This is a genomic window from Jiella pacifica (genome assembly GCF_010500815.1).
Lineage (GTDB): Bacteria > Pseudomonadota > Alphaproteobacteria > Rhizobiales > Rhizobiaceae > Jiella > Jiella pacifica.
On sequence record NZ_JAAAMG010000010.1, the window covers coordinates 81,110 to 93,079 of the forward strand.

General features: G+C 66.4%; 9 protein-coding genes and 1 tRNA gene. 5 read left to right on the forward strand and 5 right to left on the reverse strand.

Annotated features, from left to right (window positions below):
- Positions 1–32 precede the first annotated feature (32 nt).
- Together GTK09_RS13575 and GTK09_RS13580 are read right to left on the reverse strand one after the other, a co-directional pair.
- Complete coding sequence (locus GTK09_RS13575; RefSeq protein ID WP_163463710.1) at positions 33–1,943, reverse strand: ABC transporter ATP-binding protein; 1,911 nt, start codon at positions 1,941–1,943, stop codon at positions 33–35.
- Positions 1,940–3,817 carry an ABC transporter ATP-binding protein gene (locus GTK09_RS13580; protein WP_163463711.1) on the reverse strand — a complete coding sequence of 626 codons (1,878 nt, stop codon included), beginning with the start codon at positions 3,815–3,817 and terminating at the stop codon, positions 1,940–1,942. The genes GTK09_RS13575 and GTK09_RS13580 overlap by 4 nt, the downstream gene beginning before the upstream one ends.
- A 464-nt stretch (positions 3,818–4,281) precedes the next feature.
- Here GTK09_RS13580 and GTK09_RS13585 point away from each other — a divergent pair, with 464 nt between their 5' ends.
- The 5 genes from GTK09_RS13585 (at position 4,282) to GTK09_RS13605 (ending at position 9,871) form a co-directional block, all read left to right on the forward strand.
- Entirely contained in the window at positions 4,282–5,871 is a 1,590-nt protein-coding gene (locus GTK09_RS13585) for a peptide ABC transporter substrate-binding protein (protein ID WP_163463712.1), read from the forward strand.
- Positions 5,872–5,987: 116 nt separating this feature from the next.
- A complete protein-coding gene (locus tag GTK09_RS13590) occupies positions 5,988–6,911 on the forward strand; it encodes an ABC transporter permease subunit (protein WP_163463713.1) in 924 nt (307 codons plus the stop codon).
- Complete coding sequence (locus GTK09_RS13595; protein WP_163463714.1) at positions 6,908–7,831, forward strand: ABC transporter permease; 924 nt, start codon at positions 6,908–6,910, stop codon at positions 7,829–7,831. The genes GTK09_RS13590 and GTK09_RS13595 overlap by 4 nt, the downstream gene beginning before the upstream one ends.
- 17 nt (positions 7,832–7,848) lie before the next feature.
- On the forward strand, positions 7,849–8,871 hold the full coding sequence (locus GTK09_RS13600; RefSeq protein ID WP_376768004.1) for an ABC transporter ATP-binding protein: 1,023 nt from the start codon (positions 7,849–7,851) through the stop codon (positions 8,869–8,871).
- Positions 8,864–9,871 (forward strand): ABC transporter ATP-binding protein, encoded by a 1,008-nt coding sequence (locus GTK09_RS13605; protein ID WP_163463716.1) that lies wholly within the window; start codon positions 8,864–8,866, stop codon positions 9,869–9,871. Before GTK09_RS13600 ends, GTK09_RS13605 begins: the two co-directional genes overlap by 8 nt.
- A gap of 61 nt (positions 9,872–9,932) precedes the next feature.
- Here GTK09_RS13605 and GTK09_RS13610 read toward each other — a convergent pair.
- From GTK09_RS13610 to GTK09_RS13620, 3 genes are all read right to left on the reverse strand, one after another.
- Positions 9,933–10,007, reverse strand: a tRNA-Gly gene (locus GTK09_RS13610).
- A gap of 72 nt (positions 10,008–10,079) precedes the next feature.
- Positions 10,080–10,724, reverse strand: coding sequence for a bifunctional 4-hydroxy-2-oxoglutarate aldolase/2-dehydro-3-deoxy-phosphogluconate aldolase (gene eda / locus GTK09_RS13615; RefSeq protein ID WP_163463717.1), 645 nt, complete (start codon positions 10,722–10,724; stop codon positions 10,080–10,082).
- Positions 10,725–10,859: 135 nt separating this feature from the next.
- Entirely contained in the window at positions 10,860–11,969 is a 1,110-nt protein-coding gene (locus GTK09_RS13620; protein WP_163463718.1) for a cell wall hydrolase, read from the reverse strand.
- Position 11,970: the final 1 nt, after the last annotated feature.

Genomic DNA, 11,970 nt, shown 5'->3' on the forward strand with positions numbered 1-11,970 from the left:
TCCGCCCGCCAAACGGGGCCGTCCGCGGTCGGTCACTCCGCCGCGGCGCTCTCGTCCTCTCGCGTATCGCCACCGAACAGGAAGCCGCCCGACTGGCGGCGCCACAGGCTGGCATAGAGGCCGTTCCTGGCGAGCAGCGTCTCGTGGCTGCCCTCCTCGACGATCGCGCCCTTGTCGAGGACGATCAGCCGGTCCATCGCCGCGATGGTCGACAGGCGGTGGGCGATGGCGATCACCGTCTTGCCGGCCATCATCCGGGTGAGATTTTCCTGGATCGCCGCCTCGACCTCGGAATCGAGCGCCGAGGTCGCCTCGTCGAGGACGAGGATCGGCGCGTCCTTCAACAGCACCCGGGCGATCGCGATGCGCTGGCGCTGGCCGCCGGAGAGCTTGATGCCGCGCTCGCCGACATGGGCGTCGTAGCCGGTGCGGCCCTTCGGATCGCGGAGACCGGGGATGAAGTCCTCGGCATTCGCCCGCTCGGCCGCGAGCAACACCTCGTCGTCCTCGGCGTCGGGCTTGCCGAAGGCGATGTTGTCGCGGATCGAGCGGTGGAGGAGCGAGGTGTCCTGGGTGACGACGCCGATCGCCGCCCGCAGCGAATCCTGGGTGACCGTCGCGATGTCCTGCCCGTCGATCAGGATGCGGCCGCCTTCGAGGTCGTAGAGCCGCAAGAGGAGATTGACGAGGGTGGTCTTGCCGGCGCCGGAGCGCCCGACGAGCCCGACCTTTTCGCCCGCCCGAATGTCGAGCGAGAGCTTCGAGATGACGCCTTCGCCCTTGCCGTAGTGGAAGGTGACGTCGTCGTAGCGGATGCCGCCGTAATGCGCCCGCAGCGGCTGGGCGTTCGGGGCGTCGACGAGGGTCGGCAGCCGGGTGATCGTCGCCACGGCGTCCTGGATGGTGCCGTAGTTGCGGACGAGACCGTTGATGTTGAACATCATCCAGCCGGACATCTGGTTGAGCCGCAGCACCAGGCCGAGCGCCGTCGCGACGCCCCCGACCGACACCGAGCCGGCCTGCCAACCGGCGACGGCGATGATGCCGACGCCGGTCATCATGAAGCCGTTGAGAACGGCGACGACCGTCCTGACCTCGGTGATCGCCCGGGTCGAGCGGCGGGTCATGTCGACGAGATGGACGAAGCCGTTCTTCACGAATTCGTCCTCCCTGCGGGACGAATCGAACAGCTTGACCGACAGGATGTTGGTGAAGCTGTCGACCACCCTGCCCGAGACGATGGAGCGGGCATCGGCCGAGGCGCGCCCGTATTTGCGGATCTTCGGCAGGAGGTTGCGGACGATCCAGACATAGCCCGCCGCCCACAGGACGAGGACGACGGCCATCCGCCAGTCGATGGCGCCGAGGATCGTCCCGGTCAGGAAGATGAAGGTGACGAAGGACCAGAAAGTCTGCAGGATCGTGGTGATGAAGTCGCCGGTCGCCGCGCCCACCTGCTGGACCTTCTGGGCGAGCCGTCCGCCGAAGTCGTTCTGGAAGAAGGTATAGGCCTGCTCCATCAGCCGGCGATAGCTCTGCCAGCGGATGCGGTTGTAGAAGCTCGGGCTGATCACCTGTTCTTCCAGCACCGAAGAGACGAAGAGCAGCGCCGCGCGGCCGATCAGCGTGACGAAGAGCAGCCCGGCGATCAGCCAGAAATGCTCCGCCAGGAGTGTCTCCGGCGTCGAGCGGCCGAGCGCGTCGACCAGCCAACCGACGCCGGTGAAGAGCAGCGCCTCGACGCCGCCGGTCAGGCCGCCGACGATCAAGAGGCCGACGAGCGGCCCCTTCGCCTGCTTGGCAAAGTGCCAGATGAAGGCGTTGGTGTCGGCGGGAAGCGGCTTCAGGTGACCGGTGCGGTAAACCCCGTCCGGATCTGGACCGGCATCGTCCTCGAACGGGTCGAGGACGTTCTCGAAGCGCTGGAGCAGGCGGTCCATCATTCGGCGGCTCGCATGGCCGACGCCGGGTCCGAATCGTCGTTCTCGCCGACCGGCAGGAAGCCGCCGACCTGCCGCGACCAGAGCGAGGCGTAGAGGCCGCCCCGGGCGACGAGTTCGGCATGGCTGCCCTCCTCGACGATCGCCCCCTTGTCGAGCACGACGAGGCGATCGAGCGCCGCGATGGTCGACAGGCGGTGCGCGACGGCGATGACGGTCTTGCCCTCCATCAGCCGGTAGAGATTTTCGGCGATGGCGGCTTCCACCTCGGAATCCAGCGCCGAAGTCGCCTCATCGAGAAGCAGGATCGGCGCGTCCTTCAGCATGACGCGGGCGATGGCGATGCGCTGGCGCTGGCCACCGGAGAGCTTGACGCCGCGCTCGCCGACCTCGGCGTCGAGGCCGGCCCTGCCGTCCCGGTCCCGCAACTCGGCGACGAAGTCCGTCGCCTCGGCGCGGGCGATGGCACGTTTCAGCTCCGCCTCGCTCGCCGCCGGCCGGCCATAGAGGACGTTGTCGCGAATCGAGCGGTGCAGCAGCGAGGTGTCCTGGGTGACCATGCCGATCTTTTCGCGCAGGGATTCCTGCGGCACGTCGCGAAGGTCGGTGCCGTCGATCAGGATACGGCCGCCCTCGACGTCGTGGAAACGCATGAGAAGGTTGAGGATGGTCGACTTGCCGGCGCCCGAACGGCCGACGAGGCCGACCTTTTCGCCCGGGCGAATGTTGAGGTCGAAGTCGCGCAGCACACCGCCGCCCTTGCCGTAGTGGAACGACACCTTGTCGAAGCGGATCTCGCCCTTCGGCACGGCGAGCGGCCGCGCCTCGGGCTTGTCGGTGATGGCATGGGGGATTTCAAGCGTCGCCATGCCGTCGCGGATGGTGCCGATGTTTTCGAACAGCGCCGAGACCTCCCACATGATCCACTGCGACATGCCGTGGATGCGCAGGACCAGGCCGACCGAGGCGGCGATGGCGCCGACGGTGACGAGACCATTCGTCCAGAGCGCGATGCCAGTCGCGCCGACGGCAAAGAGAAGCAGCGAGTTCAGCGTCTGCAGCGCCACGACGAAGAGGGTGATCAGCCGGCCCTGGCCGTAGACGGTCGTCAGGAAGCCCTGCATCGAGGCGCGCGAATAGTCCGCCTCCCGCCTCGTATGGGCGAAGAGCTTCACCGTCTGGACGTTGGCATAGGCGTCGACGATGCGGCCGGTCATCTCGGCCCTGGCATCGGCCTGGCGCTCAGCCACCCTGTCGAGCCGCGGGATGAACCAGCGCAGCATCACCGCGTAGAGGACCAGCCAGCCGACGAAGGGCAGCGCCAGCTTCCAGTCGGACGCCGCGGCGACGATGAGCACGCCGGTGAAATAGACAGCGACGTAGAGAAAGACGTCGATCGACTTGATCACCGTCTCGCGCACGGCAAGCGCCGTCTGCATCAGCTTCTGCGAGACCCGGCCGGCGAACTCGTCCTGGAAGAAGCTCAGGGAGTGGCCGAGCAGCCAGCGATGCATGGTGTAGCGGAAGCGCATCGGGAAGTTGCCGAAGATCGCCTGGAAATTGACGAGCCCGTCGATCAGCTGGATGCCCGGCAGGGCGACCAGGATGACGATCCCCATCAGTGCCAGCTGCCAGCCGCGCTCGGCGAGGAACTGGTCCGGCGCCGTGTCGCCGAACCAGTCGACGACGTTACCGAGAAAGCCGAACAGCGAGACCTCGATCACCGAGATCGCCGCCGTCAGAACGGCCATCGCGAGCAGCAGCGGCCAGACCGGCTTGGCGAAGAACCAGATGAAACCGGCGAGCGTCCTTGGTGGCGGGGCATTGAGCTCACCCTCCGGGAACGCGTCGACCATCCTCTCGAATTTCGAGAACATTCGTATTTCCTGACATTTCTGGACGGCCGCCGCCCGGCGCAGATCGTGGCGCAGGGGCAGCTCGCAAGGGCCCGTCGTCGCGCGGGTACGAAGGGCCGATCTCGTTGGCAGATATAAGACGGCCGGCGCGAAAGTTCAGGCCCCGCAGCGGCAGCGGCGATCCGCCTCGCCTGCCCGCCCAGGGTGAGCATCGTCAGATCGACACGGACGAGCGGGCCGTCTGACCATGGCCGATACGATCAACTGAAGTTGTCCACAGGACGTCGTACACGTCGCCAACTGACGACGGTGCCGGCCGAAATCGCGCGATTACGCCTGATTTCCCTGCCGCGGCAAGCTTCTGCCTTCCGTTTGGGCACGTCCGCAATCTGTGCACCCCCTCTGGACTCACCGCGGAAAAATGGAGCAATTAAAAGTCCAGCGTGCACGAGCAGGTGCGCCATCCACCAATCTGCGAGGCGAATATGGGTTTCTCCTTCAAGACCTTCACCGGCGCGCTGGCGCTCTCCACCCTGCTGGCCTTGGGCTCCGCCCACGCCAAGGAACTCGTCATGTACAATGGCGGCGACGTCACCTCGCTCGACCCGCACAAGCTGTCGGGCGACTGGGAAGACCGGGTCGAGGGCGACATCTTCGAGGGCCTGTTCACGGAAGACGCCAAGGCCAAGCCGATCCCCGGCGTCGCCGAAAGCTACGAGACCTCCGAAGACGGCCTGACCTGGACCTTCAAGCTGCGCGACGACGCCAAGTGGTCGGACGGCGAGCCGGTGACGGCGGAGGACTTCGTCTTCGCCTTCAAGCGGCTGATGGATCCGAAGACGGCGGCGCAATACGCCTATCTGCAGTATCCCATCAAGAACGCCGAGGCGATCAACACCGGCAAGATCGACGATCTCGACCAGCTCGGCGTCAAGGCCGTGGACGACAAGACGCTCGAGATCACCCTCGAGCAGCCGGTCCCCTATTACCCGAGCCTGCTGACGCACTACACCGCCTATCCGGTGCCGAAGCATCTGATCGACAAGGTCGGCGACGAGTGGGTGCAGATTGCCAACATCGTCACCGACGGCCCCTACAAGCCGGTCGAATGGGTGCCGGGCAGCCACGTCCTCACCGCCAAGAACGAGCACTGGCATGGCGGCACTGAGAAGCTCGACATCGATGGCGTCCGCTTCCTGTCGATGGAGGACGTCTCGGCCGGCTTCCGCCGCTATCAGGCCGGCGAGATCGACCTGATGACGGACTATCCCAAGGACCAGTTCAAGTTCATCCAGGAGAACCTGCCGGGCCAGGGCCACTTCGCCCCATTCGCCGGCCTCTACTACTATGTCTTCAACACGTCCAAGCCGCCCTTCGACGACGCCAAGGTGCGCGAGGCGCTGTCTCTGGCGGTCAACCGCGAGGTCATCGGGCCGAAGGTGCTCGGCTCGGGCGAGCCGGCTGCCTACGGCTGGGTGCCGCCCGGCATGAACAACTACCCGGAGGAAGGCGCCCGCTTCGACTGGGCGGAGGAGCCTTATCCGCAGCGCCTGGAAAAGGCCAAGGCGCTTCTGCAGGAGGCCGGCTACGGCCCGGACAAGCCGCTGAACGTCACCCTCAGCTACAACACCAACGACAACCACAAGCGCGTCGCCGTCGCCGTCGCCGCGATGTGGAAGCCGCTCGGCGTCAATGTCAGCCTTGAGAACACCGAGGTGAAGGTGCACTACGCCAATCTGCGCCAGGGCGCCTTCGAGGTCGCCCGGGCCGGCTGGCTCGCCGACTTCAACGACCCGGTCAACTTCCTCGACCTTCTGAAGTCCGGTATCGAGATGAATTACGGCCAGTGGTCGAACCAGGATTACAACCAGCTGCTCGACGAGGCCGCCAAGACCCAGGATCTGGATCAGCGCGCCGGTATGCTCGAGAAGGCGGAGAAGATTGCCCTCGACGCGGATGCCGCGCTGCCGATCTACTTCTACCTGTCGGAGAACATCGTCTCGCCGAAGATCGAGGGCTTCGAGGACAACGTCTTCGACAAGCACCGCACCCGCTGGCTGTCGATGACCGAGTAGGGTTCGAGGCGCGAGGCCTGCCTCGACCCGTCTGCCGTTTCATGCGGTGACGGACACGCCGTGTCGTACCGGGGCCGATCGACGAGTCCCGGGCCATTCACAGAGACGATCCCGACATGCTCATCTTCGTCCTGAAGCGGCTGGCCTCGACGATCCCGGTCGTTCTGATCGCGATCACCGCCTGCTTCTTCATCCTGCGGCTCGCCCCCGGCGGTCCGTTCGACCAGGAGCGGGCACTTCCGCCGGAAGTCCTGGCCAATCTGCGCGCCTACTACCATCTCGACGACAGCCTGATCGTCCAGTACTTCCGATATCTCGGCCGCCTCGCCCAGCTCGATCTCGGGCCATCCTTCGTCACCAAGGACTTCACCGTCGCGCGGCAGATCGCCATCGGCCTGCCCTACACGCTGATCCTCGGCGGCTCGGCCTTTCTCCTCGCCATCGTCGGCGGCATCGTCGCCGGCGTTTACGGCGCGCTCTATCACAACCGCTCGGCCGACTGGATGATCGGCGCCATCGCCATGACCGGCCTCGTCGTGCCGAACTTCCTCGTCGCACCGATCCTGCAGCTGGTCTTCGGCGTCAGGCTCGGCTGGCTGCCGGTGGGCGGCTGGGGCGACGGCTCGCCACGCTTCCTGCTTCTGCCGGTGATCGTGCTTGCCCTGCCGCACATTGCCCGCATCTCGCGGCTGATGCGCGGCTCGCTGATCGAGACGATGAACTCCAACTTCATCAAGACCGCGACGGCCAAGGGCATCGGCCGCCGGCGCGTCGTGCTCAACCATGCGCTGCGCCCGGCTCTGACCCCGGTCGTTTCGTATCTCGGCCCGGCGGCGGGCTATCTCCTCACCGGCTCGATCGTCGTCGAACAGATCTTCGGCATCCCCGGCATCGGCCGCTATTTCGTCAACGCCGCGCTCAACCGCGACTACGGCATGGTTCTCGGCACGGTGATCTTCTACATGGCGCTGATCGTTCTTCTGAACCTCCTCGTCGATCTCGCCTATGCATGGCTCGATCCGAAGGTGCGTCAACGATGACCCTTTACGTCGGCAAGCGCGAAGCGCTGGAAGACGCGTTCATCGGCCGCGACGACGAGATGCCGCGCGGCAAACCCCGCTCGGTGACCCGCGACGCGATGCGGCGGCTGCGCGCCAACAAGGCAGCGATGGCGGCGCTTTTCGTCTTCGCCTTCATCGTGCTCGCGGCGATCTTCGGCCCCTATCTGATCCCCTACGACTACGAGACGCCGGACTGGAACGCCTTCACCGCGCCGCCCTCCATCGAGAGCGGCCACTATTTCGGCACCGACCAGAACGGCCGCGACCTTCTCGCCCGCACCCTCTACGGCACCCGGGTCTCGCTGCTCGTGGCGCTCATCGCAACCGCCGTCTCCGTATTCGTCGGCGTCCTCTATGGCGCAGTGTCGGGCTTTGCCGGCGGGCGGATCGATGCCGCGATGATGCGCTTCGTCGACGTCATGTACGCGCTTCCCTACATCCTCTTCGTCATTCTCCTCATGGTGATGTTCGGCCGGAACGTCTTCCTGCTCTTCGCCGCGATCGGCCTGCTCGAATGGCTGACCATGGCGCGCATCGTCCGCGGCCAGACCCTCTCCCTGAAGGAGAAGGAATTCGTCGAGGCGGCGCGGGCGGCGGGCGTTTCCAGCTTCCCGATCATCCTGCGCCACATCGTGCCGAACCTCGTCGGCCCGGTGGTGATCTACGCCTCGCTGACCATTCCGGAGATCGTCATCACCGAGAGCTTCCTGTCCTATCTCGGCTTCGGCGTACAGGAGCCGCTGACTTCCCTCGGCACGCTGATCTCCGAGGGCACCGACGCCATCGGCGCCGCCGACTGGCTGCTGTTCTTCCCCGGCGGCGTGCTGGTGACCATGCTCCTCGCGCTCGCCTTCATCGGCGATGGCCTGCGCGACGCCTTCGACCCGAAGGACCGGTAATGGTGATGGCGACACGCATGGACACCCAAGCCCTCCTCGCGCTCTCCGACTACACCATCCGCTTCACCACGCCCGACGGCACGGTGAAGGCGGTGAACGGCCTCGACCTGACCGTCGAGCCGGGCGAAACCGTCGCTGTCGTCGGCGAATCCGGCTCGGGCAAGAGCCAGACCTTCAACGGGGTCTTCGGGCTTCTCGCCGGCAATGCCGAGACTTCCGGCGAAGCCCTCTTCGAGGGCCGCGATCTCCTCAAGCTCTCGCCGAGGGAGCTCGATAAGGTCCGCGGCGCCGACATGGCGATGGTCTTCCAGGACCCGATGACGGCGCTGAACCCGGCGATGAAGATCAAGCACCAGCTGGCCGAGACGCTGAAGGTCCACAAGGGATTGAAGCGCCGCGAGGCCGAAGCGCAGGCGCTGGCCATGCTGAAGACCGTCGGCATCCCCGAGGCCGAGCGGCGCATCGAACAGTATCCCCACCAGCTCTCCGGCGGCATGCGCCAGCGCGTCGTCATCGCGATGGCACTCCTGTGCCGGCCGAAGCTGATCGTCGCGGACGAGCCGACGACGGCCCTCGACGTCACCATCCAGGCGCAGATCCTCGACCTTTTCCGCGACCTGACCGCCGATGCCGGCACGGCTCTCGTCCTGATCACCCACGATCTCGGCGTCGTCGCCGGCATCGCCGACAAGGTGGTGGTGATGTATGCCGGCCGGATCGTCGAGGAGGCCGGCGTCGATGCGCTCTTTGCCCGGCCGGCCATGCCCTATACCGCCGCCCTCATCCGCTCGATCCCGCGGGTCGACCGGGACGCCGAGGCGGTCGAGCCGATCGGCGGGCGGCCGCCGGATCTCATTCACCCGCCAAGCGGCTGCCCGTTCCATCCGCGCTGCCGCTTTGCCGAGGACAAGTGCCGCCGCGAGCGGCCGCCGCTCGCCGAGATCGAGCCCGGACGCCGCGCCGCCTGCTGGTTCCCCTTCATCGACGCGACCTCCGCGACCGGCGAGGCCATACGATCCTCGGAGACGCTCGATGGCTGAGACTTTGCTTTCGGTGGAACATCTCTCCACCGTCTTCTCGCTGCGCGGCCGCTCGCTGTTTGCGCCGAATGTCGAGCTCAAGGCGGTCAGCGACGTCTCGTTCAGCCTCGAAAAGGGCGAGACCCTCGGCATCGTCGGGGAATCGGGCTGCGGCAAGTCGACCCTCGGCCGCTCGATCCTCCGGCTGATCGAGCCGACCGAGGGGCGAGTCGTCTGGCAGGGCAAGAGCCTCACCGACCTGTCCGCCGGCGAGATGCGCAAGGCGCGACGGGATCTCTCGATCATCTTCCAGGATCCGGTGGCCTCGCTCGATCCGCGGATGAATGTCGGCCAGATCATCGCCGAGCCGCTGAAGGTCGCCGAACCGTCGCTGTCGCGCAAGGAACGGCGCGAGCGGGTGGAAAAGGTGATGGAGGAAGTGGGCCTCGCGCCGGAGATGATCAACCGCTATCCGCACGAATTCTCCGGCGGCCAAGCCCAGCGCATCGGCATCGCCCGGGCGATCGTGACGGAGCCCAAGCTGATCGTCTGCGACGAGCCGGTCTCGGCCCTCGACGTCTCGATCCAGGCGCAGATCGTCAATCTTCTGAAGGCGCTGAAGCAGCGGATGGGGCTGACGCTGATCTTCATCAGCCACGACCTCTCTGTCGTGCGTCTCGTCTCCGACCGGATCCTCGTCCTCTATCTCGGCCGCGTGGTGGAGATCGGCCCGCGCCGCGATGTGTTCGCCAATCCCGGGCACCCCTACACCAAGGCGCTGCTGGCAGCCGCGCCGATCCCCGACCCGAAGATCGCCCGGCAGCGTGAAAAAACCCCGCTGAGAGGCGATCCGCCGTCGCCGATCGATCCGCCGTCCGGCTGCGCCTTCCGCACCAGATGTCCGATCGCCCGGGACGTCTGCGCCGAGGAACGGCCTCCGCTGGCCGAAGTCGGCGCCGGGCATCACGCCGCGTGTCTGTTCTGGGAAGAGGTGCGGGCGGATCCGGCGATCGCGGGCTGACGGGATTCGAAGCCGAGCGCCCTCGGATGAAAGCGCAGCTTGGGCCAAGAGCTGAAAGGGCTGGAGCGGGCGATGGGGATTGAACCCACGACATCAAGCTTGGGAAGCTTGCGTTCTACCACTGAACTACACCCGCAGCAGAGCGGACATTGCCGCCGCGCCGCCGCGCCGTCAAGCGATTTTCGCCGGACGGCCCGACTTCTCGGTCTCAGTCGCCGCCGTTCAGGCCGGCCGCCTCCCTGGCGAGTTCGGTGATCCCGGCCCAGTCGCGGGCGGCGACTTTGTCCTTCGGCGCCAGCCAAGAGCCGCCAACGCAAAGAACGTTCGGCAAGCTGAGGTAATCCTTGACGTTCTTCATCGAGACGCCGCCTGTCGGACAGAACTTGATCTGCGGGATGACCGGGGCGATCGACTTGAGCAGCGCGGCGCCGCCGATCTGCTCGGCGGGGAAGAATTTGAGGATCTCGTAGCCCTCCTGCAGCATCGCCATCATCTCGCTCGGCGTCGCGGAGCCCGGCAACAGGGGCACGTCGGAGCCACGGGCCGCATCGAGGATCTCCACCGTCGCACCCGGCGAGACGATGAACTCGGCCCCGGCCTTCTCCGCCTCGGCGAACTGCCTGGGGGTGAGGATCGTGCCGGCGCCGCAGACCATTTCCGGCACCTCGGCCTTGATCGCCCGGATCGCCTCGAGCGCCGCGGGCGTCCTCAGTGTCACCTCGATCGAGCCGATGCCGCCGGCGACCAGCGCCCGGGCGAGCGAGACGCCCTCGGCGGCGCTGCCGACCGCGACCACCGGAACCACCGGCTGGGCCGTCAAGATGGCAAGTAGACGTTTCGTATCCTGGCTCATGGCACTGACGCGCTCCAAACATCGTGAATCGCGCGAAGGCTTAGACCATCGCCCGTCATGGTGGGAAGCGGCGCGGCGCAAAAAAGCAAAAGGGCGCCACGCGGCGCCCTCACACTCGGCTTCAGGCGAACCAGATCAGAGTCCGCCGTTATAGGTGCGATAGAAGATGTGGCGGCCGATCTTGTCGACCCTCTCCATCGCCCGGGCCCAGCGGGGCCGCACGTAGTTGGCGTGGTAATGGGTCGCGGACCCGACCTCGGAGATCCAGATCTCGCCGGTCGTCACCTTCTTGGCGATGTCCTCGGCCTCGGCGTAGGAGCCGGCATCGCGGATCCTGTCCTTGTGGCCGTCGCAGGCGAAGGAGAACTGGCAACGATTGCGCCAGTTCTTGTTCTGGTAGACGACGCCGCAAATGGTGTTCGGATAGGCAGGGTTGCGCACGCGGTTGAGGATAACCTGGGCGACGGCCGCCTGGCCTTGCGAAGATTCGCCGCGCGCCTCGAAATAGATGCCGTTGGCAAGACAGGTCTGTTCGGACTCGCTGCTGGCCTCCTTCGGCAGAGCCGTGGCGGCCCAGGCGTGGTCGTTGTCGTCGATCGGCGGGATGAAGGCTTCCGGCTGATCCTTGAGGACACGCTCGAACATCGACGAGGCCCTGCCGCCGACACCGCCATCGGCGGGCGCATAGCCGAGGGCTCCGGTGTCGTCGGACGACTTCAGCGAGGCAAGCATGACCTTGTCTTCCGCGGCCTGACCGATCTTGCGCTTGTCGAACTTCGGCGGCCCCATCAACTGGAAGCTCGCGGCGATGGCGACGGAGTCCTTGGTCGAGGTGGAAAGCTGGGCAAAGGCGGTACGGATGCGCGCTTCACCGCCGGCAACCCTCGGACCGATGATGCCCTTGCCGTCGAAGACCGATCCGGCGGCGAGGCCGAAGCGGAACATCTCGTTTGCCGGACGGCGCTCGACGACGCGGCTCGCCTTGCCGGCGCGCTGGACGCGCCCTTCGTCGCCCTCGGCCACCATCGCCATCCGCCGGGCGAGCATGTCTGCCGCCTTGCGCTCCGCGGTGACGCGAGCCCCTTCTTCGGACGAATAGACGAGATCGACCGCGGACATCTGGCCGAGGCCGTTCGGCACGAGGAAGGCATGCGCCCGCTCCGCGACGTCCGGCCCGGCGACGAGCCGGGTGATATCCTGATGATCGATCCGGGAAGTGCTCGCCCCCGCGAGCAGGATCCCCATG

Excerpts from the sequence above, each read along its gene's own strand:
- GTK09_RS13585 (WP_163463712.1), top strand. The coding sequence starts at position 4,282 with ATGGGTTTCTCCTTCAAGACCTTCACCGGCGCGCTGGCGCTCTCCACC.
- GTK09_RS13595 (WP_163463714.1), top strand. The coding sequence starts at position 6,908 with ATGACCCTTTACGTCGGCAAGCGCGAAGCGCTGGAAGACGCGTTCATC.
- GTK09_RS13575 (WP_163463710.1), bottom strand. The coding sequence starts at position 1,943 with ATGATGGACCGCCTGCTCCAGCGCTTCGAGAACGTCCTCGACCCGTTC.
- GTK09_RS13600 (WP_376768004.1), top strand. The coding sequence starts at position 7,849 with ATGGACACCCAAGCCCTCCTCGCGCTCTCCGACTACACCATCCGCTTC.
- GTK09_RS13605 (WP_163463716.1), top strand. The coding sequence starts at position 8,864 with ATGGCTGAGACTTTGCTTTCGGTGGAACATCTCTCCACCGTCTTCTCG.
- eda (WP_163463717.1), bottom strand. The coding sequence starts at position 10,724 with ATGAGCCAGGATACGAAACGTCTACTTGCCATCTTGACGGCCCAGCCG.
- GTK09_RS13620 (WP_163463718.1), bottom strand. The coding sequence starts at position 11,969 with ATGGGGATCCTGCTCGCGGGGGCGAGCACTTCCCGGATCGATCATCAG.
- GTK09_RS13580 (WP_163463711.1), bottom strand. The coding sequence starts at position 3,817 with ATGTTCTCGAAATTCGAGAGGATGGTCGACGCGTTCCCGGAGGGTGAG.
- GTK09_RS13590 (WP_163463713.1), top strand. The coding sequence starts at position 5,988 with ATGCTCATCTTCGTCCTGAAGCGGCTGGCCTCGACGATCCCGGTCGTT.